This window comes from Paenibacillus thiaminolyticus (genome assembly GCF_003591545.1).
Taxonomy (GTDB): domain Bacteria; phylum Bacillota; class Bacilli; order Paenibacillales; family Paenibacillaceae; genus Paenibacillus_B; species Paenibacillus_B thiaminolyticus_A.
Map to the genome: position 1 here is coordinate 13,670 of NZ_QYZD01000024.1, position 25,164 is coordinate 38,833.

A 25,164-nucleotide genomic window follows, 5' to 3' on the forward strand; every position below is an offset into this window, starting at 1 on the left:
ATCCCGATGGAATTACAGGAATGGGTGCCGTATATGATCGTGCTGGGTGCGGCGGCGGCGATTCTGCTGCTGCTCGGTGCGCGGCGCCGCTTGCTGGCGAACGCCGCTCCCGATAAGCCGGGCGTTCCGATCGGGAACGGGCAGACGATCGGCGCGCGGGACGAGCAGGATGATTATTTCTCCAGCGTAACGACTCCACACGGCACTGCCGCCGTGCTGGCCGACGGCATTAGCGGCCTCGCCCATGGGCGTCTGGCGAGCACGATTGCCGTGACCGTGTTCATCCGGGAATTTCTGAAGCTGTCCGATATCCGGGACGTTCATGATTATTTCGCGAAGGCCGGGAAGGTCAGCAATTCGGAAATATTGCAGAGCCTGCAGGGCGCGCCCGGGGGAACGACCCTCGTCGCCGGCGTCATTGCGGGGGACTGGCTGTATTGGGCCGCCGTCGGGGACAGCGTCATCATGGTGTTCCGGGACGGGGAGTTCATCCGGATGAATGAGAAGCATACGCTGGAATCCGTGCTGCAGGAACGCTGCCTGGCAGGGGAGCTGACGAAGGAGGAAGCGAGCGATCATCCGCTGCGGAAGCGGCTGATCAATTATTTGGGCTACGAGCATTTCGCCCGGATGGAGATGGGCAGCGAACCGTTCGCGCTCCGGCCCGGGGATCGGGTCATCCTGTGCAGCGACGGCGTCTACAACACGATGACCGAGGTGGAACTTGAGGCGATTCTGTCCCAGCCGATATCGCCGAATGATGCGGCCGAGGAGATTATCGAGGCAATCGAAGCCAAGGGATTGGCGAATCAGGACAACGCGACGATCGTCATCGTCGATCATGACTGAGTGCCGGACGGGCCAGCGGGAGCGATGGCAGCCAGAGACTACGGGGCCGAAGCGGCTGGAGCCTGTGGCGCGATGGAAGTCGGGCATTCGGTCGTCGGAAGCTGAGAGGCGTGGCATTTGGTGTGTGAAGTGGAGAGGCAGGAGGGCCGTGACATTCGCTGCGTTGGAAGCTGAGTGGCTGGATAAGTCGTGGTATTCGGTGAGTCGGAAGTTAAGAGGCTGTGTCGGAATATAAGGGGCCGAAGAAGCGGTTCGATCGGCGCGTCGGGGGCATCATTCCCGTCACATGAAGGAGAGCCTGCAGAGCTGTGTGCGGAATAGGGGAAAAGCGGGGGTACGGATGAGGAAGGAGAACAGCGATTTCAAGACCAGCTTCGTGTCGGAAGCCGGTTCTTTTCTACATAACAAGGATTATTTCGCTTATGTCGAACTCGATGATATGGCTTGCTGGGTCATCGCCGACGGCCTGGATGGGGACCGGGAGGCGGACAGCGCCGAGATGGTCGTGAAGAGCATCCTGGGGCGGTTCACCGAGAAACCGACGATGTCTCCCCAGAGATTGAAACGGTACATGCAGGAAGCGCATGAATGGCTCAGAGAAGAGAGCCGCCGGGTGCGGCTCAAGGCGAGCCTGATCCTGGTCGTCACCGACTACGCGAAGATCGTCTGGGCGGTGGCGGGCCATGCGCGCCTGTACCATTTCCGCGGCGGGCGCCTGTTCGGGCGCAGCCAGGATCAGAGTCTGGCGCAGGCGATGGCGAATGCCGGCGAGATCTCGGACGTGGCGATCGACTATCACGCGGAGCGCCATAACCTGCTCAATTATATGGGCCGTCCCGACGGCTTCGAGCCGTTCATCTCGAAGAAGGTGCCACTCTCCGATAGCGATGTGCTGCTGCTGTGTACGCCGGGCCTGTGGGAAGAGGTGCATCGCCTGGAGATGCTGGATTCGCTTGAAGAGGCGAAGGAGCCGGAGGACTTCACGGACACGCTCGAGGACGTGCTGCTCAGCAAGCAGCGCGGCACGGTGAATAATTATACCGCCGTCGCCGTCTATGTGAACAAGGCGTTCAAGGAGGACCCGAAGAAGAAGTGGCGGCAGCTGAAAAAGTGGCTGATCGCGCTGGTCATCCTGGCCGTGGCGGGAGGCGGCGCCATTTACCTGTACGCGAAGGAAGTCTCGCGCAAGGCGGAGGCGGCCACGAATATGATCGAGTTCCAGCAAAACGCCGACACGTACATGAAGGAAGGCGATTATGCGAAGGCCGTGAACGAGTACAGCGAGGCGAGAAATATGGCCAAGCGCTTGAAGGACCGCTATCACCGCGATCTGTTCGACAAGAAGCAGCGCTTGATGCAGCTGATGGTGGACGGAGACGGCTTTTTCAAGGAACGGGATTATGCGAAGGCGCTGGACAAATATGTCAAGGCGCAGGAGGAAGCGAAGCCGTACAAAGAGTTCAACCATAAGGAACTCGAGGACAAAATCGAACGCACCAACCTGTATATGCAAATTATGAGCTGGGTGCAGGAAGGGGACATCAAGTTCGAGACGCAGGACTTCGTCGGTGCGCGCAGCTCGTATCAGCGGGCGCGCCGGGCGGCCATCGAGGAGGGCTTCGTCGACGGCGAGAAGGATATTCGGAAGAAGTTGGAGGATGCGGAGGAGAAGGTAACCGGGCTGAAGAAGGAGAAGCGGCTGCTCGAGGGAGACAAGCTCGAGAAAAAGGGCGATCAGCAGTTCGCCGCCCAGGATTATGTCGGGGCGATTGACGCTTATTCGGCAGCGCAGCAGATCTATCAGGAGATTGACATGCTGGAGCGGGTGCTGGGCATGGAGCGGAAGATCGACAAGGCAGTCGACAAGCTCAATCCGCCGCCGCAGCCTGCCGCCGGGGCGGACGGATCCGCGGCGGGCACGGCAGCGGCCGGTGCCGTGCAAGCCCCGCCTGCGGCGGGGGGAAATGCCGTCAGCCAGGGCAGCGCCTCCGGCGGCGGCAGCGCTGCCGCATCCGGGGCAGGGACCCCCGCGGAGGGAAGCGCAGGCGCCTCGACTGGGGACGCGGCTGATGGTGCGGCTACCGGTAACGGTTCGGGCGCGGGGACGGGCTCTAGTACGAGTTCTGGTGCGAACTCGGGTGCGAATCCGAGTGCTGGTTCAGGGACGAATTCGGGTGCGAGCTCGGATTCTGGTTCCGGCGCGAACTCAGGTGCGAGCTCGGATTCTGGTTCTGGCACGAAATCCGGCACTGGATCTGGGGCGAACTCCGGTGCGGGATCCGGCACGGGCTCCAGTGAGAGCTCGGGTACGAACTCGGGAGAAGAGGAATCCGCCCCAACGCAGTAGCGAGGTATGCCAGGGCTAAGAATTCCTGCATACGTGCAGGAATTCCGCCGCAATATGTGCCGAAAAGCGGAAATTGCTGCAAAACTACATCAATTTTGCCCATAGCGGGCCAAATCTGAGGCTGAGGCGGCCAAAAAGCTGCATATTTGCAGGATTGATGCGGAGCGTGCAGTGTTCAGCGAAAAAAACTGTAATTTTGCAGGATTTTCTGCCGGGATGGGTCCGGAAGATGCGAAATGACGCATTGCGTCCGTGTCCGAAGCATACCTGTCCCACGGCACACCGTGTCGGACCGGACGGGCACTACAGTAGCAGCAGACGCCGGGAATTATGCCCACGCGCCAGGCAAGCTGAGGAGAAGGAGGGGCCAATCATCGTCATGAAGGATATCATTTCCGATCGGTTAAGCAAAATGGAGGATCTGGAGCAGCGCAAGCAGCTGAAGCAGCTGATGACCGGGTTGTTCCTCAATCTGGTGGAGTATCAGGAAGAGATGAACCGGAAGATGGAGCGCAAAGTGTTCGATGAGGTGGAGGACGGCGAAGAGAAGCATGATGTCTTCGTCTCGCTGTGCCGCCGCGATGAGCTGGACCCGATTCACGACTTCCTGCATCCGATGCTGCCGGAGGACGCGACGCCGAAGCTGATCGACATGAGCCAGCTGCTGGATCATATGCAGCGGAAGGAAGAGGCGCTGCTGTTCACGCTATTCCTGGAATGCGATTATGCAGCGCTGCGGGGGCTGCTGGAAGGGGAGCGAACGTTCCGCGGGGAGATGATCACGTCCGGCGGAAGTTACCCGATCTCGGTCCGGCTCGTGCAGAGCCGGCGCTATATTGAAGAGATCGAGAAGCTGTACCACGTGTTCCAGCAAAATAATGTGCCGTGGAAGACGGTCAATCATCCGTACGCCTACAAGTTCGTGGACGTGCTGCTGACGCATTGCGACGCCGTGCCGCAGGAGGATGAGGAGATCAGCGAGATTACGGTCGATCTCGAGGAATACGAGCCGTATAAGCGGGTCGATGTCGTTCCGCTCTGGAATATCGAGCGGCTGGCCATCAAGAACAGCGGCTTCCCGGTTCCCGCCTCCGATCGGATCAACTACGAGCATGTGCTATCGCTGCACAAGACGGGCAGCGAGCACGGCTATCTGGTGGAGGGCGACGAGGAGAATATTCGCTACATCAAGCGTTCAAGGGATGAGCTGACCATCGTGTCGCCGCAGGAGAAGGCCGGCATCTGGAGCGTCCTGAAAATCGCCCAGCCCGTCGCCGCCCGCCTCGGCAGCCTGAGCTATCCGCTCGTCTCCAACCGGAGAACGGACGGCTTCATCGGGAAATATGCGCGTCGGCAGGGACAGATTGTGCGGGCGACGGGGGAGATCATTCGCATCGTGCATGCGTTCGATGCGGCTCGCCTGCTTGAGCTGGAGCGGGTCGATATCCGCGATCGGAGCGACGGTTCGCCGCAGACGTACGAGATGAATCCGTTCGTCAGCGACAATGTCCGCACGGAACGGGACAAAAAGGTGATGCGGCTCGCCTTCCGGGCGCGCCAGGCGGAAGAGGACGAGCGCTTCCTTCTACAGGATGAGATGAGCTTCCTCGTGTCGGAAGTGCAGATGTTTTTTCCGGAATACAAGTGTGAAGGGGAATGGGCGTGAATTATATATGGGATCTGGTCATCCAGGCGGAACAAGCCGGCATTGAGGCGAAGGATATCCGGTTCGCTCCCGCCCGTGTCTACTCGCCCTATATGGAGCTCAGCCTCCAGGATCTTAACACGTACGCGCTGCAGCATCTAGAGAAGGTCGAGGTCAATCCGTACTACCGCTTCTACGACTTGTTCAAGGACCTGTTCGATATTAACAACGAAGAGGATACCGAGCTGCGTCATGCGCTGTTCGATATCATCCTGCACTTCCTGACCGGAATTGACCGCTACCAGGGGATGAACCGGCGCGAGTACTACATCCGGTTCGTGCTGCGCGATATGGCGGAGGGACGGTTCGGCCCCCGCGTGAGCGAAGCGATCCCGCTGTTCACCCGCGATGAGCAGGAAGCGGTTGCATGCAATGTGCTGCGTCTGTATGAGACGGGCGAAGCCGTCTATTTTCTGCGGGATACGATGCGGCGCATTTTCCGCCGTTCGACCATTTACGTGAATTGTGAAGATAAGGATGAGCTGCTCATCTATGTGGGGCATGAAAAGTCGGAAGCGGTCCGTGCGAAGGTGGAGCTGATTACGGATCTGTTCCTGCCGGCGCGCTTCCATACGGAAGTGTATTGGCGCGATCACTTCGGCATTATCGAGGTGGACGACACGATGCAGTTGGGGCGGATTGCTCTGTATTAGCCCGGGAGGCTGCTCTCTAAGCGGACTGCTCGGGAGTGGCGGATGCTTGATCCTGTAGTAGCAGATTGTCCAGCAGCGGCAGATTGCTCTGTAAGTGCAGAGTGCCCAGTGCCCTGTAGTAGTAGAGTGCCCTCTAGTGGCAGATTGCCTTGTAGTAGCAGACTGTCCTGTATTAGCAGATTCTCCTGTAGTAGCAGGAGTAGCAGACTGCCCAGGGTTAGCGATGGTTTTTTCAAAGAAATGAAATGGCATTGTTACGTTATGCACGGGTTATGCACGGGTTATGTACGTTATTTATGTTCGTTATGCACGTTAAGCTATCGGTTCATCGCAATGATTATAAGCAAGGATGGGCCGTTCATGATAGGGCAGGTCACGAAGAGGACAGCCGGAGGGAGAGGTAACTTATGGCCGGATACTCGTACAAGCTGTATACGCAGCCGGGACGCAGGGAGGATGCCCGGAAGCGGGCGCAATATCACCGGGAGGAACTGTTGGAGATGACGACGTTCCAGCTCCGGAACATATGCCAGCGGGAGAAGCTGATCGAGGGGCTGATCCATACGCTGGATCGGGACGAACTGATCGCGACCATCATGAAATACCGGGGCGCAGACGAGAGTCTGCTCATCACTGGCGTCCGTCCGGGCGGATTCGAGCGGGTCGAGGCGGCCATGAAAAAGTATCTGGGCACGCCGCTGACCGATACCGGAGGCATCCGGATTCCGGCGAAGATTACGCTGTACTCCGGCTTGAAGCTGGATCAGTTCGACGGCTACCATGTCGAGGCGGGGGAAGAGATCGCCGAATCGAACGTGCTGCTCGTCAATGAAAATCTGGAGCTGTGCGCGATTCTCAATCTGGTTAATGACGGATCGGCGCGGGGAAGCTTTTATTTGGCGATGGCCGAGGAGGCCGAGGTGAAGAAGACGGCGAACCGCCAGTACAGTCTGCTCTTCTTCCCGCGGGCGGTGTCCGAATACGTGTACCGCACGTATTACCGCGATACGCCGCTCCCGCCGGCTCATTTGTATTATTACAAAATTCCGGTCACTGATCTGGACATCCGCGAGCTGGAGGAGACCGATGCCGTCCTGGCGATCGATTTCGGCACCTCGAATACGACGGCCGGAGCGTATTTGGACAGCGGCTATATCGCTTCGCCCAATACGAACGATGTGCTGAGCGGACGCATTCGCCTCGATCGGATCAATTATGTGGCGTTCCCTGAGACGACGTCTGCGGATGCGGATTGGATCGAGGTGCTTCCGACCGTCATCGGCGTCGCGGATTGCTCCGATCCGGAGCGCATCCGTTATCATTTCGGCTACGATGCGCTGCGGGACCGGAAAAGGAGCGGCTACAGCGGCAGCGCCACCGTCTTCCACGGCATGAAGCGGTGGGTGAACAACTACAAGAAGCGGGAAGATGTGATGGATGCGCAGGGGAACGCGGCATCCGTGTCCCGGCAGGAGCTGATCCGGGCTTATACGATCCATGTCATCCGCATGGCGGAGCATCAGTTCAAATGCCGCTTCCGACATCTGCATCTATCGGGCCCCGTCAAGCTGAAGAAGCAGTTCATCGAGATGTTCGCCGATATTTTGCCGGAATACCGGATCGAGTCTGACGATGCGCTCGACGAAGGACTGGCCGTGCTGTACAACACGATTGCCAATCAGATGGAGCAGCAGCGCTTCCTCGACGGGGAGGAATACAAGGCCTTGGTCATCGACTGCGGCGGAGGGACGACTGATCTGTCTTCCTGCCGCTTCCGCATCGAGGACAGCCACATCGCCTACAAGCTGGACATTCATACGTCCTATGAAAATGGGGATACGAACTTCGGCGGCAACAACATCACGTACCGGATCATGCAATTCATGAAAATCGTCTTCGCCGGGTATTATCGCGGCGGCGGAGCCTTGGCCGGAACGGTGCCGGACATCGATTCGCTGATCGACATCCCGGCGGCCGACCTGTACCGCCATGTGGATGAATTCGGGGCGGAAGCGGTCTATGCGGCGTTCGACGCTGCTTACCGCGAGACGGAGGCCGTCATTCCGACCCGGTTCAAGGAATATGAGCACCGCTCCCGGGATGAGTATCAGCGGGTGCGGAACAATTTCTACGTCCTGTGGGAGATGGCGGACGGGATGAAGAAGGAATTTTTCCGCCGGACGGGCATTCTGCGGAGCCGCTTCGATTCCGGGCACGGCAGCCGGGCGGAGGATGATCTGCATCTGACAGTCCTGGATCGGTGGTGCCTGTCGCTGCGGGAGAACGGCCAGTTCCGGGACATGCACGAGCCGCCGGATGTCGTGTTCAACATTCAGGAGATCAACCATCTCATTCGGGCCGACATCTATGAGATCGTGCATAAGTTCCTGGACGAGTTTTTCCGCGATGGCCGGCTGCAGGATTATTCCATCATCAAGCTGACCGGACAATCGTGCCGGATCGACGTGTTCCGGGAAGCGCTGAAGGAGTTCGTACCGGGGCGGGCGATCGAGTTCCGGCAGAAGGCGGATGATTCCGGCAGGGTGCCGGAGCTGAAGCTGGCCTGCCTGCGCGGCGCGCTGCGCTACCTAAGCGCCCGGAAGGCGGGGCTGATCGAAGCGCGGCTGACGAATCAGGCGCCGATCGTGCCGTACTCGGTCAGCGCCCTGACCCATACAGGGCAGGAGAAGCTGCTGATCGCGAGCTACGAGCGGCTGGATCAGGCGCGTGGCTCGATCTCGCGGCCGCTGGGCGCGCATGAGATTGAGTTCAACATTCGCAACGCGGATGGCCAGCTGCGCTATATCGCGGTGTACGCCAATGATTTCACGGCGTACCGCCCGGTGCGGTACGAGGAGATCGCCGCGGAATACGGCGATCGGATTCCGCAGGATGACACGGACTCGATCGCCAATGGCGAGGCCAAATGGTTCGTCTTCGCCGGCGACGGCAGCTGGGGCTTCGATACCGTGCCGGTTGCGCGGATGAACGAGCAGCTCTATATCGGCACGAAGCAATTCTATGCCTTCGAGAATGATCTGTCGGAGCTGGATTTCTTCGATGGCTTGAAATAATCGAGACAGAACGGAAAGGAGGGCTGCGCCTTGTTCAAACATCAGGTGCCGCATTTCCATCGGGGCCGGATTCTGAAGACGGACATGCTGGAGAGTCTGCGGGACTTCCCGCGGCAATTCGTCGACATCGCCTATCAGTCCTACTCGAGCGGGGTGCTGGCCGGGACAGAGGTTCAGGTCGGCCCCCGCAGCCTGACGGTCGGCAAGGGCATCGTCAAGCACGGAGGCCTCATCTATATGCTGGAGCAGGAGCAGGAGCTGCCCTATCGCTCGACCGGGAGGGAGACCGTGCTCAAGATCCGGTTTCATGCGGAGCAGCCGTCGAGCGATTTCACGACGCTCCCAGGGGAGATCGTGCTGGACGAAGACACGGCCGAGGTGAGGGCGAACGAGATGGAGCTCGGCCGCTTCAAGCTGAAGGAAGGCGCGCGGCTGCGGGACGATTACCAGAGCTTCGCCGACCTGTCTACCGAGTTCAACACGCTGAATGTCATCCATGTGCCGCATGCGGGCATCGGGCAGAGCACCTTGTCGCCCTTCATCCTGCGGTACTTCGCGCAGGAGCTGCTGAAGACCCGCATTGAGCATGCGCATGACGCTGCCTTCGCCATGCTGTGCCTGAACGGAGGCGCGGTGGAGCGGGACGTCATTCAGCATTACCTCGGCCAGCGGCTCGGCACCGGCTACCGCGAGCTGACCAACGAACGGCTCTACGCCGGCCTGCGCCGGGTGCTGAGCGAAGCCGGCAGCGGCCGGGCGATGGCGCCGGACATGCGTCCCGGCGGGCGGCAGCGGGTGATTGTGGATTGACGCCAGAAAGAAAAATAGATCCAATAACTTTGCCCGGAAACAGAATGAGTTAATGGGACATAGGGAGGACACTTTCATGGGGGATAAGGTAATAACATTCGGAAATATTTATGTGGCCCCGTTTGAGTTTATTAATTTGCAATCGTTAAAAGTAGTGAAAAAAATGAACGATCATGTCCGCTTGACCATTACAGGTATGATTCCGGAGGAACATAAGGACAGTTATGTTAATATGGCGGACTCACGATCATATATGAGGGTCTCGTTGGCAGATGAATCTGGCAAACCAAAATATTGGTTCCAAGGCATTGTCATCCGTGCCAATGTTACATCTGTACGAGGCATTTATTACCTGGCGGTAGATGCGATTTCCCATACTTACTTACTGGATATCAAGCCCAAAAAGCGCTCCTTTCAAAATCCGCAGATGTCTTTTGCCGGGCTTATTCGATCTGTGCTGTCCGGGTACAGTAAGGCAGACTTTATCGATTCATCCACTCAAAGCCGGAAGCTCGGCACGTTTTTTATGCAGTATGAGGAGACTGATTGGCAGTTCCTTAAACGGATGGCTTCACAATTTTATACCGGTTTAATTCCAGCCGCCGCCTATACCCACCCCAAATTCTACTTCGGCCTGCCTCAAGATCAGAATAAAGGTAAACTGGAAGCCCCTCATTATATGGTACAGAAGCGGGCAGGAGAATATCAACGGGCTCTTGTGAATCGGCTCCCTGGAGTAACCGATCAAGATTTTGTCGTGTATGAAGTTGAATCTAGCCGAGTGTTAGAGATCGGCAATGAAGTCATCTTCCAGTCCCGATCCCTTGTGGTTGGAGAAGCCGTAACAGAATTGAAAAACGGTGTGTTGACGCACACATACAAGCTGTTTCCTCGCAGAGGTCTGCAGTGGAAGATAATATACAACCATAAAATCATTGGAGCCTCTATTCAGGGACGGGTTATTGAAGTGAAGAAGGATACGGTTCGAGCGAAGCTGGATATGGATGATCAGCAGGATCAGAGTACAGCGCATTGGTTCCCGTATTCGACGATTTATGCTTCGGATAACAATACCGGCTGGTATGTTATGCCGGAAGTGAATGATCAGATCCGCATCTATTTCCCAAGCAAAAAAGAAGCGGACGGTATCGCCATCAGTTCCGTTCTCAAGGAGTCGCCTGAGGCTAAGCTCCCGCCAAAAGCCAGCAACATTATCCCAGGAGAAGGGCTAAGCGACGAAGGGACCGAACAGTCCGACCCGATGGCTGACCCCTCAACCAAGCGGTTCCGGACCAAGTATGGAAAAGAGATTTCGTTGGCTAAGGATAAAATCGTTATCTCTTCCAAAGACATGTCGATCACGATCAGCGATGAACATGGCATTGACATTGTAAGCAGCAAAAATATAAACATAACCGCAGCAAAGGACATCCTCATGTCATCCCAAAATATTCGCATCCAGGCAGGAAAAGTAGAACTGTCCGGTAACGACAATACAATTACGTTGGAAAATACCGTGGAAATGAAGGGTGAGGAAGTCAAGATGAACTAGGAGGCGAATGAGGGTGAATAAGGAGAAAGCACGCCAACATTTATATGACCGGGTATTCCTGCCGGCGTTGGCGGAACAGGTCTCCGCGCTGGCACAGTTCTTCGAACGGCATCATGAGCGGCTGGCTGCGGAATTCATAGAATCCTTCAGGGACATATGTATCCATATTGCAGCAATGCAGCAGTTCCAGGAAAAGGACCCGATTGGATTCATTCATTACTCCATGCTGCGGACGTCTGTGCTGGAACGTGCACATACCTACTTGATTGAGGCGTATTCCGATCAATGGTATTGGGATCGTAAGGCATGCTATGCCCGATATGATGCAGGATGGGCACTGCAAGGCGCTTCCGATCTCATTGAACGATTGGAGGAGCGCCGTCCCCAATATATGGGCATTCTTCATCCTGCAGATGTGGAGTATATGGTGCTGCAGCATTTGGACTGTTTTACCCAATTCGTGACGGCGCTGATGCGACTGGCCATGCCTCAAGCGGTGAGGTTGCCCGAATATCAGAACATAAAAAAAGCGAATCGGTTACGCATCCGGATCGGTGAACTGATGGATATAAGCGAAGATGTGCATGTAGAAGATTGTGTTAGGAAAAAGGAGAAGGAAGCAAAAAGACTGTTGTCTGAGCAAGGTTCGGCCTGTGCCTATGAATCATTCGCCGGCATTGGGCTGTCCTCCATTGTTGTTAAAGAAATGGATCTTCGATATAGCAATTTTAGCGGGAGCGATCTGACAGAGGCCGCCTTCCACTCTTGTGTGCTTATCGGGACGAACTGGAACGGATCTGTCTTGCATCGTGCGGACTTTAGTAATTCTTTGCTCCATGACGCTGATTTTCGTGGATGTGATTTGCGGGGCGCGATTTTTACCCGCGCGAATGGTCAACAGCAGGAAGAGGGTTTTCACCGTCTGCCCGGCCTTCTCGGAGTCCGATTTACGAATGCCGATTTAGAGGGGGCGGTTTTTACCGATGCGCGTTTATATGGGGCAGATTTTCGAGGAGCCAATTTACGGAATGCCGTATTTGTCCAAGAGGATCGGGTACGGTATCGGTTGAGTCCGGAGCAAATCGCGGCCATTAGCTGGATTGACGGTTAGCAAGAGGAATGAGGGGGGGCCGAAGGATGCGTGACTACTTTTTGCTTATGGACGACGAACGGATTGGCCGCAAGATCAAGCCGAATGGACTGCGACACGATCTCGCCTTCGATCGGCTGCCGCCGATATCATTATTGGACATCAATGAGGACAATAGCGGTCCGGGTGAATATGTCGACTGGCTCGATAAACCAAGGCGGATGGTCTCAGATCGCATGAAAGAAATCCTGGAGCAATACAATCCTGCTTTGTCCGTGAAGCGGACGGATCTTATCGACAGGAAGAACAAGAAGCACAACGTGTATTGGTTGCTGCAAGTGCCTGAACTGGATTGTCTTTCCCCGGAAAGTGAGTTCCACCGCAACGGAACGATGAAGAGACTGGTGTTGGATCATGAGCGAGTGAAGGAGCATCATTTTTTTGCGATTGCAGACATAATGGAGCCTTACATCGTGGTGAGCCTGGAGGCAGCGGAAAGTCTGCTGCGCCGAGGGTTGACCGGCTTTGTGCTGCGCACAGCGGAGCAGTGGAACGGAGGGCGAGACGATGGCACATTGGGATGAACAATTTCTGAAGGTATCAAATAATCTGCGCGCTCAGGAGCAGATCGCGGCAGCGGAAGAGCAGGCGGTGCTTCCAGAGGTGTGGGAAGCCCAGGTACAGCATGGAGTTGTCGAATACGGAGGACAGTTGATCGAGATTGAGGACAAGGAACTGCTCGGCGGCCGGGCGAGTATTCGTTTGCCTCGCTCCATGCAGCTCATTCCAAGGGGCGTGCTGCAACGAGAGTTCTCCAGCGAAGGGGAGCAAGATGTTTTTACGAATGAAGACAGAACGGTCATATTCGGGTTGAGCTTGAGGGAGCACCACTTATCGTGGGATGACATGGATGCACTGAAGACGGCGATGACGGTCACGGCTAAGGAACTTCGATCCGATGTGCAGTTACTGCAGGAGGATATCATCGAGCTCCAATCAGGGGGGATGGTGTGTTGTGAATACGCCCTTCCAGCGGGAGATGCGATGTATTATTTGATAATGTTCGCGACGATCAGGGATGAGAGAGCGGTATGGGGAAGCTTTCATTATACTGTGAATGATCTCTTGTTATGGCAGCCGCTCTCTCACGCGCTAATTCGTTCCTTGCGATTCCATGATCCGGCCCGGCCGTAAAAAAGAAAGGAGGCAGATTATATGCTTCAAGGATTGCTGTTGTCACTGGCATCAGGGCTATTTAGCGGCGAGCATTCCTATGTCGTGCGAGGCGCGACTGTAACATGCAGCAAGGGGACCGATCCCGGCGTGTTGAACTTGCCCGAAGATCATGGAGTCTATATCAAAGGCGAGCCGCTGATGAATATTGCCGATCATTTTCCCGGCGAACATATCGGTTGCTTCGGGTTTTGCGAGACTTCAGGCGGATTGTGTGTTCCCCAGATTTATGAGAAGTGGACGGGAGGAAAGCGAGACGTGCTCATAGATAATGAGCCCGCTTTGTTAAGCAATTCCAAGCTAAGCTGTACCAGTAAGGGAATCATTTCAATTGAGCAGGATGGGCAGAAGTGACGTTACCTCAACGGAAAGGAGGGCGTATATGCAGAGCGTGAAAGGCGTTACGACTTATCAGGATCTGCAACTGGTATGGCCGTTCGGGGCAATGCGGCTTGACCGGCTGGAACTGATTCACCAGACAGGCGAACATGCCATACTGCGCTTTACCGGCATCGCATCTGAGGAGAGAATCGATGAGATCATCGGAAGCCCGATGAGTCAAGAGCGGATTGAACTTCATTCAGTGGCAGATCAGTCAAAGGGGCGACCGCTGTTCATGGGCAGATTGACTCATGTGGAAGTGAAAGTTGTACGCTCCATTCATTATATTGAGGCCGAAGCGGTGTCGCATACGTATGCGATGGACATTGCCGTGAACACACGTTCCTTTCAGCAGCCGGATCGTTTGTACCGGGACATCGCGCAAGAAATCGTCGGTGCTTACTCTGGCGGAGAACTGATCGACAATGCATTCAGCGAGCGGCAGCAAGGCAAGTTTATCATGCAGTATGAAGAGACCGATTGGGCATTCCTGAAAAGACTGGCATCTCATGCGGGAGCGCTGTTGGTCCCGGATGTGACGGCGCATAAGGCGCGATTATGGATCGGGTTGCCCGAGGGGAGGAGACAAATCCAACTGGACGCTCATCATCCCTACGAGGTCAATCACGCGGTTGTTCCGTATACAGCCAAATCTGTCGACGGTACCGCAAGCGTGCGGGAGTATCGTTATACGACATATGAATTTGAAAATGATGAATGCCTGGAAATCGGAGATAAAGTGATGCTGGCGGGACAGACATTCGTGATTACGAGGCGGACTGGCGTCATGCAGCAAGGCGTCTTCCGATGGAGATATGTATGTGCGGCACCAGACAAAGTGAAGCGAAAAAAGTCGTTCAATAGTACCATTATCGGTGCGGCTATCGACGGAACGATTATTCAAGTGAGCCGCAACCAGGTAAAGCTTCATCTGGACATGGACAAGCAGCAGGATGCGAGCAAGGCGCAGTGGTTTCCCTATGCGGCTGAAGGCAATCAGATCTTATACTTAATGCCAGAGCTGGGGACCCGGGTGAAGCTGTACTTCCCGAGTGCAGATGAGGATGAAGCGATGGTTATCCAGTCGGTGCGTGTAGAGCCGCAGGGCGATTATGTGGAGAAGCATGAGCGGAAGATGGCAGACCCTGGTGTCAAGTCGTTCGGTAATCCGCAAGGCAAAGAGTTTACGCTTGGGGACAAGGAATTGTACATCACTGCGCAAGAGGGCAAACTGTATATTTCGATGAATTCCTATTCGGGTGTGAACTTGAGCAGCGCCATCAACATACAGATTCAGGCGGCAGGAGATCTGAGCTTCCACGGGCAACAGATTCAGTTGCAAGGCATGGATGGGCTGTATATAAGCACGCCGTCGGTTACAATGGAATTAGCCGAGGAAGTTAGCGTACGCAGCGACGAGATTCAGCTGGAAGCGGAGAATCGCCGGCAACACGGACCACTGATGAGCGAGTTCGAGGAAGATTTGGAAAAGTACGGAGAGACAGATCTCTCTAGTATGAGAAGGGCCAAGAATTTCTTCGGCAGAGCGGTTGGCGTCGGCGGGGCGGTCAAGGATTGGGCAATGGATGTTTTGAAGTTCGCCAATGATGCGGGGGAAGTCGCTCTAACGAATGCGTTTTCATTCGGAATTCAACATAGTCTTAAAAGCTCCGGGACCGAGATTGAAGGTGTAGAAACGAAGGCAGTCGCAGATGCTTTGTCCGATGCGATGATTCGAACGGTGAGTGAAGGGATAAACGGGCAGGAGGTTGCCCCCCTTGCGGAGCGAAATAGTATCGTCCAAGGCATCGCTAAAGGGAAAACATATGCAGCGGATATATGGTCCCGCGAAAAATCATTTAGTGACCTATTGTCGGATGGGGCAGAGATGGTCGATAAAAGTGTCATTCAACCTATTAGCAAAGCATCCGAACTGGAAGTCTTCAAGTTAGATTTACTGACGACGAGCTATGAGCAAAACGTGGAGGCGGGCAGGGTTGCTGCGGAAGGAGGCCTCGTCCTTGTAGACACAGCCCTGACTTTAGGGACTGCCAGTGAATATGCCATAGCCAAGAGCGAGAAATTAGTGAAGATGTTCTCCGGTGCTGCAGAGGATGTAGCCACTGGTGCCAGAAAGTTGCCTGACGGGGGGGCAAGTGGTAAAAAACCCCTTCACCCTTCCATTCCCCATCATACTAAAAAGAAAGGTCCACCCAAGGATGGCAAGTTCAAAACGCATGCGAAGAGCTTAGGGGAACGGTTCGAAGAGCTGGAAGCGGCTATCGGGAAGCTTCTGGGGAAAATGCCGAAAGACATGGCGGATCGAATGCCTTTCAAGGTCGCGTACATGCAAAAGGCCGGGACAAACCAAAGAGTTCCGACTATTGTCAAAAATTCAGACCACCCTATGTACTCCAAAATGGATGGTGGAAATGGTGAAGGTTCTTCCGGGCGTCGTGCTGAGGGGACAAGACAAGGTAATAAGCCTAACCTTTATGATAAGGATGGGAATTATACTGGGGATAGAACTCAAAAGGAATTGGATGATTTGGCCACAGATCCAGATAGAGGACATGTTTTAGATGACCAGGGTAAAAAGGAAAGAGAAGTAGGTTTAGCTGTAGAAGAAAGAGGAGAACTGGGCAGAATTAAAAGGGACTCTGGTGGCGCTGAATTTTATGACGAATCATCACCTAATAAGCAACGTTGGGATGTCAAGAGTTATGAATCTTACCCTAATGGTCACACTGATCCTAAAAAGGGAGCATTTAGTGTGAAAACCACACTGAAAAACATGTATAAAAAATTAAATAAAGATATCAATATAATAATTGACACTAGAGGTCTAATCCCGGAACATATTGCCCAACTAAAAGACGCTGTAACTAAAGAAGGTATTGGGGATAGAATCATTTGGTATCCTTAAAAAGGGTGGTTATAATGATGGATAAAAAAGGTATAATTGGCCAATTTGAACTACACCAAGAATGGTTAGAGTCAGCAGGGGATAAGGGTAAGAAATTAGTCTTAGATGAAATAAATTTAGAAAGTCTTTTTTTGTCCATTTTCTCCTTCAAGGAAGCTAGGTTAATTGAATGTTCATTTGACGGAATGAATTTAGAAAAAGGCAACTTTATTTTAACTTGGCTTTGTTCTTCAACGTTTAGAAATGCTTGTTTACAGGGGGCTAACTTCTATAAAGGAAATGTTTCATATGCGGACTTTAGTTACTCTGATCTCAAAAACTCAAAATTTACAGATTGCGAGAGCAGCGAAACCATTTTTCTAGGGGCTGATCTAACGAATTCTGAGTTAAATGTTTGTTATTTTGATAATGTGGATTTTAGAAATTCAAAACTGGACAACGCAAACATTGAAGATTCTTTTTTTGAGAATGTTTTGGTGAAGGGTGCAAGTTTCCGAAATGTTAGAGGTATAGACAATGCTAATATTATTAGTGTAAATATTGGAAGTCCAGAGGAACCAATCAATTTAAATAAAGAACAAGCAAAAAAATGGATAATGGAGAATTGTATGTGATCCTCTATTATCCATAATTGGACCAAGCTGTATTTACAACCCCAACAACAAGATCGTACAATACAACCAACGAACCAAACACTAAACAAAAACAAACACTTGATAAACTTTCAAAAGCTCTTTCCAAACTTGAACCATGAGTAGGAATGAGCTTTTTTTTGATGCCCAAAATCAAAGGAGGACAAAACCGAATGGCAAAACGTGAACAGGTAGTGATAGCAGCGTTGAAGGAACAGCAACCAGCACAGAAAGCAGAAAAGGAAATGTGGTCTATTGCACAGGCCTGCGCAGTATATGAGCAGCTTATGATGAAATTCGTAGTTAATGTCAGCAAGCAAGGGAATTGCGTGAACAGGCGACAGTGTTAAAGTAATCAAGGCGTACGGATTTTTTAGGTTAGAGAAGAGATACAGCAGTTGTTAGACCGTGCGGACATTTGGATACGTTAGCCGATCAGAAGGATGGAGTGCCACGCCAGCGAGCATTTCAACTCATAGACAGGTTAGAGCGAGAAGCATCTGAGTGCAAGTAGCTTGTGCAGTATAACCTAGCAGTTCTAGCGCGGCAGCAAGAACTTGAAGATGAAAAGGCAGAGGCGGTGAAAATGGTTCGTGATGTAGAGGAGCGGCTGGAGCAAACACGTCAGGTACTGGCTGAAAAAGAAAACCAATAAAATTGCCTGATAAGGGAGATTGCGGAAAACCAATCCTCATCCTTCCATTTCCCATCATCCTAAGAAGAAAGGTCCACCCAAGGATGGCAAGTTCAAAACGCATGCGAAGAGCCTAGGGGAACGGTTCGAAGAGTTGGAAGCGGCTATCGGGAAACTGCTGGGGAAAATGCCGAAAGACATGGCGGAGCGTATGCCTTTCAAGGTCGCATATAAGCAAATGGCTGGGACAAACCATCCGACTATTGTCAAAAATTCAGACCATCCTATGTACTCCAAAGTGGATGGTGGAAATGGCGGAGGTTCCGGGCGTCGTGCTGAGGGGACGGGTAAAGATTCAGTTAATATTCCAAAGATTGATTGGAGTAAATACAACCGTGTAGATAATTATAAACCGACCTTTGACACTATACCTGATGAAGCATATTACAGGCTTGCATCAAAGCACTATGATGAGATTAGAAGTGTGGGTATGGAAGATATTGTACAGGTTGTAAAAAATACTGGTTTATCAGTAGAAGAAATAAGCGCAGTGAAGCAACACATCTTTTTTGATTCACATAAAATACCATTGAATGATAAAAGCTATAGAGTAGGGCAATTTACTCCAGATGCTGATTTTGGTTACGCATGGAAGCAAGCACAAAAAGAGAAAGAATTAACACAATCACAAAAAGAGTGGTTACAACAAATGATTAAACATGAGCTTACGGAAATTAAACTTATGAAGCAAGGATATCCATATAAAAATCCTGGTGCATACAATCCTGACTCGAATTCTTTTGGTTCTAAACCTCCAGGAGCACACGACGCAGCTGATCCTCAACCTAAAGGTGAGTTTGATGGGGCGTTTAGCTATAATCTTAAAGAACAAGGTAAGATAGAAAAACAACTAGAAAAAGAAAAAGGAGAATGAATGTGGGATATTTAAATCAGGCGATTAAACGTATTTCCGTAATAGATTGGGGCAGTCTTGGAGAAAAGGAAACCATGTCACAAAGTTATTTGTGTCGAGAGTACTTAAGAAGAGCAACCAAATTTTTAAGAGATTATCCAGGTACTTGTGTACCTCCTTTTATTATGATTTCAAATTCGATCACTGAGCCACAAGAAAACATTGAGATGATTGAAATACTGAATGAAATAAATAATTCTTACCATAGAGCTCTCGTTACGAGTTATCTTGAATTATGCGCTCTTATTGATGAAAAAAATCCAATTGCTATGGATAACAAGGATTTGTTTGAGCCAGCAATAAAGCTATATGAAAGAGGTGGCTTTTTCTATAGAAGGGAAGGATATATATATATATATGGTAGTTCTATTATAATTGCAGATGTTGCTTGGGATGAACAGGAACCACTAGATATTAGTGATGAAACCTTGGATGCGCTAGATAATGGTTGTGCCGAGTAAACTATTGTTACATTTTTCAATATTGATTGAACTACTTAGTGACGATTAAAACAATCATTCAACCAGTAACCCATGCAAAAATATAGACTGGGTTTACAATGTGGCAGCAAGATCATACAATACAACCAACAAACCAAACACTAAATAATTCAAACACTTGATAAACTTTCAAAAGCTCTTTCCCACTTGAACCATGAGTAGGAATGAGCTTTTTTTTCATGCCCGAAATCAAAGGAGGATGAAACGAATGGCAAAGCGTGAGCAGGTAGTAGCGGAAGCAGTAGAGGAACAATCAGTAGAGGAAACGGTGCGTTCGATCGCCCAGGCAGAAGCAGACTATGAACAGATTATGGTTGAGATTCAGAACTATTGCCAGCAGGCGAAGGACTTGCGGGAGCAGGCAGCAATGGTGATACGGTCGGGGCGGACAGACTCGCAGGCTGGGGAAGAAATACGGCATTAATCACCCAAGGTGAACGACTTAAATGCTAGCCAATCGGAAGGACGAGCATTTTCTAAAAACACTGGCCTTAGTTTAGAAGATGCTGTTGATCTGAAAACATACCTATTTTTAACAGATCATGTTAATTTGCCCGATACTAAGAATGGGAAATATTATTATAAAGGCTACTTCCACCCGGATATGCACGTAGCTTATGGATGGGAAAAAGCACTCAAGGCTGAGTTATCACCTGTAGAAAAAGCATGGTTTGAACAATTAAAAGTACATGAATTAGCAGAAAGTAAGATGATGAGATGCAAGAAGGAGTGCCGTATCGTAAAGTTGAATCGTGGGAATCAGTAATTGGTATGACTGGAAAACCACCAAATCAGGGAGCACATGATTTGGCACCTCCTCCCCCAAAAGACTATCCAGGTTTTAGATGAAACCCTTTTATAACTCTACGACATATATATAGGTGAATAGTAAGAATAGAGATGGGAGGAAATTTAATTGAATCAGGCGCTTGAAAAGGCTAGATTTATTGTCAAAAATATTAATTGGGAATTTGAAGAGCCAAATAGGCCTTCACATGCTGTCTTATTATATGAGTTTTTAAGAAGAGGATCTTTATTTTATGATTATATAAACAGAGATTCTAGTAGGCCAGCAGTTTTTAGTGCTGCGGAAATGTGCAACATAAAATTGCCTATTGATATATATGAAATTTGTGATGAATTAAACCAAATAAAAGATGAATGCTTGGTCAAATCAACGTGTAAAAATTATTTGGAATGGGCTTATTTAGTTGGTGAGAACATACCTGTTGCTCTTAACTTCCAGGAACTATATATTCCAATCATAAAATTATTTTATAGGGGGGGGAAGAATAAGGTATCAACATGGAGAGTTGATTTGTGGGAGTATAGGACGCTCCCGAAGTATATCTACGGATATAAGCAAAGTTGAACCAAAGGATATTAGTGACAAGACTTTGGATGAAATTGACGATCATTGGGGCAAATAATTGTGGAGATGGAGTAAAAAAATTTCTACGCTGGTTGTCAACTCCGGTTTGAATTTATTCAAAGCTGCTGATTTAAAGGGTCTTGTTTTTCCATTGGCTAATGCACAGTATATGTAAAAACTAGCACCTGTCTATATAGTAAATGAAGGATTAGAAAAATAACTCCTTAAAAAAATTTACATTGTGACAATAAGATCGTACAATACAACCAACAAAACAAACACTTTAAAACTTGACAAACACGCTTGATGAATTTTAAGGCTTTTTCCAACTTGAATAATGAGGTGGAATGAGCCTTTTTCATGCCCAAAATCAAAGAAGGAAGAAAAGAAATGGCAAAACAGGTACAGGAAGTGAAGGGGAAATATGGACATAAGCGCATAAGCCTAGGCAGAGAGTATGAAGCGTTAATGAACGATATTGGGAGCAGGCAAAGAATTAAGAAAACAGGCTACGGAGTTTAAACCTTCAGGGGGAATGGATTCACAGACCGAGTAGAGATCAGTCAACTATTAGAGCGGGCGAAAAAAGTGCATCGATCAGATGGGAGATGAGAAATAGTCACTTCCAAGACTGGAAATCTTCCATCGCATACATGCATTATAACAGGTGCAGGTGTTCTCGAGTAAACTGTTAACTTAACAGAAAAACTTCAAAGTTATCAGACAAAGAACAAAATTTAAGTGGTTAGATGAGCAAATAGGTGGTATAAGGAAGGGAATGACTTGGCACTATGCGGAAGTTCCTGGTGAAATGGAACCGGTTCCATTTGGCATTTATAACATGACACCTCATAATGGTGGAAGGACCGCAGGTATGTGGGCAGATGCTCCAAGATAATATTATTTAAGGAGGTATAGATGTGGAAGTTAAGGATGGATCTATAGTTTATCCATTGCCAGATGATACTCTACTAGCTGAGAAAGAGAAAAAATGGAGGATTAAATTACCAGATGCATATAAACAATTTATAAAAAAATATAATGGTGTTACTCCTACAACGGGTAGTTTTTTGTGTAATAACCATAGTTATGCTATTGATAGGTTTTTATGTATATTAAAAGTAACTGGGGAAAGGGATGATGAATTCTACGATATTGGTGTAGTTAGAACTCAGTTAGAAGAAAGAATTGTTTCGGATGAGGACTTAGTAGGTACGGAATTGCTGCCAATAGCTGTTCTATTTGCAGGTGATTTTATATGCTTAGATTATCGTAATAATGACAATGAGCCTTTTGTATGCGTGTGGAACCACGAAGAATCATCAGATTTAGACCCTGTAACATATTTTACGAGTGAGAGCTTTGAAGAATTTCTAACAATATTAACTGAATAAAATTGCATCAGTTACAATACCCACCCCAGGATTTGAAAGGGTCTGTTAAGAAATCAGTTTCGATTCGTTTATGCCAAATAAAACATAATTAACTACTCGAACAATAATAAAAAGATTGTACAATACAAATCAAAAAGGTCAACGCTCTTGAAAAGAACAAATAATGAGCGTATAGAGTTCTAAAGCTTATTCCAGTATCGGTTGGGAATGAGCTTTTTTTATAGTAACTTAATTGAAAAAAACCAAAAGGTTGCTCGATATGGGAAGGGGGAACACGGATTCTTTAGCTGGAAGCGGAGAATCGCCGGCAACACGGACCACTGATGAGCGAGTTCGAGGAAGATTTGGAAAAGTACGGAGAGACAGATCTCTCTAGTATGAGAAGGGCCAAGAATTTCTTCGGCAGAGCGGTTGGCGTCGGCGGGGCGGTCAAGGATTGGGCAATGGATGTTTTGAAGTTCGCCAATGATGCGGGGGAAGTCGCTCTAACGAATGCGTTTTCATTCGGAATTCAACATAGTCTTAAAAGCTCCGGGACCGAGATTGAAGGTGTAGAAACGAAGGCAGTCGCAGATGCTTTGTCCGATGCGATGATTCGAACGGTGAGTGAAGGGATAAACGGGCAGGAGGTTGCCCCCCTTGCGGAGCGAAATAGTATCGTCCAAGGCATCGCTAAAGGGAAAACATATGCAGCGGATATATGGTCCCGCGAAAAATCATTTAGTGACCTATTGTCGGATGGGGCAGAGATGGTCGATAAAAGTGTCATTCAACCTATTAGCAAAGCATCCGAACTGGAAGTCTTCAAGTTAGATTTACTGACGACGAGCTATGAGCAAAACGTGGAGGCGGGCAGGGTTGCTGCGGAAGGAGGCCTCGTCCTTGTAGACACAGCCCTGACTTTAGGGACTGCCAGTGAATATGCCATAGCCAAGAGCGAGAAATTAGTGAAGATGTTCTCCGGTGCTGCAGAGGATGTAGCCACTGGTGCCAGAAAGTTGCCTGACGGGGGGGCAAGTGGTAAAAAACCCCTTCACCCTTCCATTCCCCATCATACTAAAAAGAAAGGTCCACCCAAGGATGGCAAGTTCAAAACGCATGCGAAGAGCTTAGGGGAACGGTTCGAAGAGCTGGAAGCGGCTATCGGGAAGCTTCTGGGGAAAATGCCGAAAGACATGGCGGATCGAATGCCTTTCAAGGTCGCGTACATGCAAAAGGCCGGGACAAACCAAAGAGTTCCGACTATTGTCAAAAATTCAGACCACCCTATGTACTCCAAAATGGATGGTGGAAATGGTGGAGGTTCCGGGCGTCGTGCTGAGGGGACGGGTGAACTCAATCTTAATAAAGTAAAGAAAAATACACCAGGTATTGGCGGAGAACTCTATCGACGTAGTCAAGAACTTCGAGATTTGTTGCCCGAAGAAATAAGGGATATTGGTAACTTTGGACTAGCCCGTGTTGAGATTCCTGGGTTAAAGAAAGAATTTAAAGCGCATACTCAAATTCAGGATGCAAATCAGAAATGGTCAGAAGGCTACTCTCCTTTACCACCCGAAAAGATTGAAGAACGAATATTCGAACCTAAAGAAGTTAATCTGTGGAATGAGGTAGATGGAGAGGGGGCTTATAGTAGGAAATGGGATACTGAGTATAAAATTCTCGAAGATATTGCTAAAGAACTCGGTGGCAGCAAAGGGGCTGTGAACAAAGATGTAACTGGGAAAATTGATTTTTATACTGATAGAGAACCGTGTGCCAGTTGTACACCTATAATCCAGGAATTCGAAGAAATGTTTCCTAATGTAGAAGTGGTTATTTATTATAACCGCAATCTAAAAAAGAGATAGTATTGGAGCGAATACCATGGTAAATAAGTTATCATACGATAAAGTAATAAAATATGTTACACAAGGATTTGAAAAATATTTAAGTGATGGGTTAACTGTTAGTCAGGCAACTTCAAGATCAATTGTAGAATTAGAAATTCAAACTGACGATTTTGAAGATGTTGAATGGACTTTGTACCTTCTCTTAGCAAAGTTAGGTATTGAACATGGTGACTTAAGAGACGATATTAAGGCCCAAGCAATGGATATCATTAATTCGAATAAATTAGTGGATTTTTGGAAAAAGGAGGGGCTTGATAATAAAGAACTTGAAGAAAGGGTTTTATTTGTAAAAGGGGTAAGGGATTTGTTAACAACAGTTTAAGGCACTTCCCCTTCTATGAATTAAATGGTAATGAGTAAAAAAGAAATAGATGATCAGCCATGTGCACCATACACCGCCAATTAAGCAATTAGGAAATAACGAAGCCAAGCAAATTCAGTTATTCTCGATGCTTGTATCAAATCGTAATATAATCCAAACAGTTCAACTGGATGCGGTAATCTAATCGAATCCATTCGGGAGTTACCGTTAATATCTAGGATGTCTTGTATTCATTCCTGATGTGACAAATTCAAGATTTAAAAATCGCCCAATGTTTATCTGTATGTCTGGTGTGACTCCTGCCTGTAGAGTGTCTAACCTATAAGGGAAAACATCTTGAAAGGAGCAATCATCCATCACTCATCCTGTTAAGGAGTGCAGTCAGAAGCTAGAGCTAACACATCGGGCGTTTGTTGTCCTGTATGACATCTCATGGGAAAGGCTTCGTAGTTGTTTATACGGTTACACCAATTCCATCCCCAGCGCCATCCTGAGTGTCATGATACAGAATGGCTATGATGAGCAGGAAGCTGGGCGGCAATATCTCTTATGGAGGAAGTGGAGAGAGTCAGCAAGAGCTAAACGCCCTCGCGCTACAGAGGGGAAGGCGAATCCATGAAACGATTACCTTTAGATACAGCCTTAACCCTGATGCGACGGGAGAATGTGTAAGGACATGGATTTGATCTTGATGAACTGATTGAAATCTTCGTCAAGTATGTTAAAGACCTGATGTCACAGGAGCAAGTCGAGCTAAGCCTCGCACATCACCTTGCTAAATCTAAGCACAGTGATGTTGTTCATCGGAATCAAGTCTTAGCAAAA

24 protein-coding genes are annotated in these 25,164 nt (G+C 49.8%); all 24 read left to right on the forward strand.

Annotated elements, in window-relative coordinates; all coding sequences use genetic code 11:
- Window positions 1-6 precede the first annotated feature (6 nt).
- The 24 genes from DQX05_RS21380 to DQX05_RS21485 all read left to right on the forward strand — a co-directional run bounded on the left by DQX05_RS21380 (window position 7) and on the right by DQX05_RS21485 (window position 24,339).
- Window positions 7-849 (forward strand): PP2C family protein-serine/threonine phosphatase, encoded by an 843-nt coding sequence (locus DQX05_RS21380; RefSeq protein WP_182914853.1) that lies wholly within the window; start codon window positions 7-9, stop codon window positions 847-849.
- A 340-nt stretch (window positions 850-1,189) separates the two neighbouring features.
- On the forward strand, window positions 1,190-3,196 hold the full coding sequence (locus DQX05_RS21385) for a PP2C family protein-serine/threonine phosphatase (RefSeq protein ID WP_119795500.1): 2,007 nt from the start codon (window positions 1,190-1,192) through the stop codon (window positions 3,194-3,196).
- A 379-nt stretch (window positions 3,197-3,575) separates the two neighbouring features.
- Window positions 3,576-4,862 (forward strand): normocyte-binding protein, encoded by a 1,287-nt coding sequence (locus DQX05_RS21390; protein ID WP_119795501.1) that lies wholly within the window; start codon window positions 3,576-3,578, stop codon window positions 4,860-4,862.
- Entirely contained in the window at window positions 4,853-5,554 is a 702-nt protein-coding gene (locus DQX05_RS21395) for an iron-dependent peroxidase (RefSeq protein ID WP_119795502.1), read from the forward strand. Before DQX05_RS21390 ends, DQX05_RS21395 begins: the two co-directional genes overlap by 10 nt.
- Window positions 5,555-5,961: 407 nt before the next feature.
- Complete coding sequence (locus DQX05_RS21400; RefSeq protein WP_119795503.1) at window positions 5,962-8,628, forward strand: acetate and sugar kinases/Hsc70/actin family protein; 2,667 nt, start codon at window positions 5,962-5,964, stop codon at window positions 8,626-8,628.
- 30 nt (window positions 8,629-8,658) lie between these two features.
- Window positions 8,659-9,438, forward strand: a complete 780-nt coding sequence (locus tag DQX05_RS21405) for a DNA and RNA helicase (RefSeq protein ID WP_119795504.1) — start codon at window positions 8,659-8,661, stop codon at window positions 9,436-9,438.
- Between the two features lie 76 nt (window positions 9,439-9,514).
- Window positions 9,515-10,990: a phage baseplate assembly protein V gene (locus DQX05_RS21410; protein WP_119795505.1), complete on the forward strand. Its 1,476-nt coding sequence runs from the start codon at window positions 9,515-9,517 to the stop codon at window positions 10,988-10,990.
- Between the two features lie 7 nt (window positions 10,991-10,997).
- Window positions 10,998-12,101 carry a pentapeptide repeat-containing protein gene (locus DQX05_RS21415; RefSeq protein WP_259392161.1) on the forward strand — a complete coding sequence of 368 codons (1,104 nt, stop codon included), beginning with the start codon at window positions 10,998-11,000 and terminating at the stop codon, window positions 12,099-12,101.
- 26 nt (window positions 12,102-12,127) lie between these two features.
- Entirely contained in the window at window positions 12,128-12,664 is a 537-nt protein-coding gene (locus DQX05_RS21420) for an imm11 family protein (protein WP_119795507.1), read from the forward strand.
- Window positions 12,648-13,274: a hypothetical protein gene (locus DQX05_RS21425; RefSeq protein WP_119795508.1), complete on the forward strand. Its 627-nt coding sequence runs from the start codon at window positions 12,648-12,650 to the stop codon at window positions 13,272-13,274. Before DQX05_RS21420 ends, DQX05_RS21425 begins: the two co-directional genes overlap by 17 nt.
- 21 nt (window positions 13,275-13,295) lie before the next feature.
- On the forward strand, window positions 13,296-13,667 hold the full coding sequence (locus DQX05_RS21430) for a DUF4280 domain-containing protein (RefSeq protein WP_119795509.1): 372 nt from the start codon (window positions 13,296-13,298) through the stop codon (window positions 13,665-13,667).
- A gap of 28 nt (window positions 13,668-13,695) precedes the next feature.
- A complete protein-coding gene (locus DQX05_RS21435; RefSeq protein ID WP_119795510.1) occupies window positions 13,696-16,620 on the forward strand; it encodes a contractile injection system protein, VgrG/Pvc8 family in 2,925 nt (974 codons plus the stop codon).
- 14 nt (window positions 16,621-16,634) lie between these two features.
- Complete coding sequence (locus DQX05_RS21440; RefSeq protein ID WP_119795511.1) at window positions 16,635-17,234, forward strand: pentapeptide repeat-containing protein; 600 nt, start codon at window positions 16,635-16,637, stop codon at window positions 17,232-17,234.
- A gap of 191 nt (window positions 17,235-17,425) precedes the next feature.
- A complete protein-coding gene (locus DQX05_RS30990) occupies window positions 17,426-17,602 on the forward strand; it encodes a hypothetical protein (RefSeq protein WP_182914854.1) in 177 nt (58 codons plus the stop codon).
- A 438-nt stretch (window positions 17,603-18,040) separates the two neighbouring features.
- Entirely contained in the window at window positions 18,041-18,820 is a 780-nt protein-coding gene (locus DQX05_RS21445) for a hypothetical protein (RefSeq protein ID WP_147385218.1), read from the forward strand.
- Between the two features lie 2 nt (window positions 18,821-18,822).
- Window positions 18,823-19,320 carry a hypothetical protein gene (locus DQX05_RS21450; protein WP_119795513.1) on the forward strand — a complete coding sequence of 166 codons (498 nt, stop codon included), beginning with the start codon at window positions 18,823-18,825 and terminating at the stop codon, window positions 19,318-19,320.
- 247 nt (window positions 19,321-19,567) lie between these two features.
- Window positions 19,568-19,783 carry a hypothetical protein gene (locus DQX05_RS21455; protein WP_119795514.1) on the forward strand — a complete coding sequence of 72 codons (216 nt, stop codon included), beginning with the start codon at window positions 19,568-19,570 and terminating at the stop codon, window positions 19,781-19,783.
- 9 nt (window positions 19,784-19,792) lie between these two features.
- Complete coding sequence (locus DQX05_RS21460) at window positions 19,793-20,125, forward strand: hypothetical protein (RefSeq protein WP_119795515.1); 333 nt, start codon at window positions 19,793-19,795, stop codon at window positions 20,123-20,125.
- A 150-nt stretch (window positions 20,126-20,275) separates the two neighbouring features.
- Window positions 20,276-20,731 (forward strand): hypothetical protein, encoded by a 456-nt coding sequence (locus DQX05_RS21465; RefSeq protein ID WP_119795516.1) that lies wholly within the window; start codon window positions 20,276-20,278, stop codon window positions 20,729-20,731.
- Window positions 20,732-21,091: 360 nt separating this feature from the next.
- Window positions 21,092-21,253: a hypothetical protein gene (locus DQX05_RS30995; RefSeq protein ID WP_182914855.1), complete on the forward strand. Its 162-nt coding sequence runs from the start codon at window positions 21,092-21,094 to the stop codon at window positions 21,251-21,253.
- A 289-nt stretch (window positions 21,254-21,542) separates the two neighbouring features.
- The gene (locus tag DQX05_RS21470; protein ID WP_259392168.1) at window positions 21,543-21,629 is read left to right on the forward strand and encodes an HNH endonuclease family protein; all 87 of its coding nucleotides are present in this window, start codon (window positions 21,543-21,545) and stop codon (window positions 21,627-21,629) included.
- A gap of 22 nt (window positions 21,630-21,651) precedes the next feature.
- Window positions 21,652-22,125, forward strand: a complete 474-nt coding sequence (locus tag DQX05_RS21475; RefSeq protein WP_119795518.1) for an SMI1/KNR4 family protein — start codon at window positions 21,652-21,654, stop codon at window positions 22,123-22,125.
- A 323-nt stretch (window positions 22,126-22,448) separates the two neighbouring features.
- Complete coding sequence (locus tag DQX05_RS21480; RefSeq protein ID WP_119795519.1) at window positions 22,449-23,975, forward strand: deaminase domain-containing protein; 1,527 nt, start codon at window positions 22,449-22,451, stop codon at window positions 23,973-23,975.
- 16 nt (window positions 23,976-23,991) lie between these two features.
- Window positions 23,992-24,339, forward strand: coding sequence for a hypothetical protein (locus tag DQX05_RS21485; protein ID WP_119795520.1), 348 nt, complete (start codon window positions 23,992-23,994; stop codon window positions 24,337-24,339).
- The last annotated feature ends 825 nt before the right edge of the window (window positions 24,340-25,164 follow it).

What these genes read in the sequence shown, in the direction of transcription:
- DQX05_RS21480 (WP_119795519.1), top strand. Translation starts at nt 22,449, where the DNA reads ATGAGCGAGTTCGAGGAAGATTTGGAAAAGTACGGAGAGACAGATCTC.
- DQX05_RS21470 (WP_259392168.1), top strand. Translation starts at nt 21,543, where the DNA reads ATGGAACCGGTTCCATTTGGCATTTATAACATGACACCTCATAATGGT.
- DQX05_RS21420 (WP_119795507.1), top strand. Translation starts at nt 12,128, where the DNA reads ATGCGTGACTACTTTTTGCTTATGGACGACGAACGGATTGGCCGCAAG.
- DQX05_RS21430 (WP_119795509.1), top strand. Translation starts at nt 13,296, where the DNA reads ATGCTTCAAGGATTGCTGTTGTCACTGGCATCAGGGCTATTTAGCGGC.
- DQX05_RS21380 (WP_182914853.1), top strand. Translation starts at nt 7, where the DNA reads ATGGAATTACAGGAATGGGTGCCGTATATGATCGTGCTGGGTGCGGCG.
- DQX05_RS21440 (WP_119795511.1), top strand. Translation starts at nt 16,635, where the DNA reads ATGATGGATAAAAAAGGTATAATTGGCCAATTTGAACTACACCAAGAA.
- DQX05_RS21435 (WP_119795510.1), top strand. Translation starts at nt 13,696, where the DNA reads ATGCAGAGCGTGAAAGGCGTTACGACTTATCAGGATCTGCAACTGGTA.
- DQX05_RS30995 (WP_182914855.1), top strand. Translation starts at nt 21,092, where the DNA reads ATGCCCAAAATCAAAGAAGGAAGAAAAGAAATGGCAAAACAGGTACAG.
- DQX05_RS21395 (WP_119795502.1), top strand. Translation starts at nt 4,853, where the DNA reads ATGGGCGTGAATTATATATGGGATCTGGTCATCCAGGCGGAACAAGCC.
- DQX05_RS21385 (WP_119795500.1), top strand. Translation starts at nt 1,190, where the DNA reads ATGAGGAAGGAGAACAGCGATTTCAAGACCAGCTTCGTGTCGGAAGCC.
- DQX05_RS30990 (WP_182914854.1), top strand. Translation starts at nt 17,426, where the DNA reads ATGGCAAAACGTGAACAGGTAGTGATAGCAGCGTTGAAGGAACAGCAA.
- DQX05_RS21485 (WP_119795520.1), top strand. Translation starts at nt 23,992, where the DNA reads ATGGTAAATAAGTTATCATACGATAAAGTAATAAAATATGTTACACAA.
- DQX05_RS21415 (WP_259392161.1), top strand. Translation starts at nt 10,998, where the DNA reads ATGAGGGTGAATAAGGAGAAAGCACGCCAACATTTATATGACCGGGTA.
- DQX05_RS21390 (WP_119795501.1), top strand. Translation starts at nt 3,576, where the DNA reads ATGAAGGATATCATTTCCGATCGGTTAAGCAAAATGGAGGATCTGGAG.
- DQX05_RS21400 (WP_119795503.1), top strand. Translation starts at nt 5,962, where the DNA reads ATGGCCGGATACTCGTACAAGCTGTATACGCAGCCGGGACGCAGGGAG.
- DQX05_RS21455 (WP_119795514.1), top strand. Translation starts at nt 19,568, where the DNA reads ATGGCAAAGCGTGAGCAGGTAGTAGCGGAAGCAGTAGAGGAACAATCA.
- DQX05_RS21410 (WP_119795505.1), top strand. Translation starts at nt 9,515, where the DNA reads ATGGGGGATAAGGTAATAACATTCGGAAATATTTATGTGGCCCCGTTT.
- DQX05_RS21425 (WP_119795508.1), top strand. Translation starts at nt 12,648, where the DNA reads ATGGCACATTGGGATGAACAATTTCTGAAGGTATCAAATAATCTGCGC.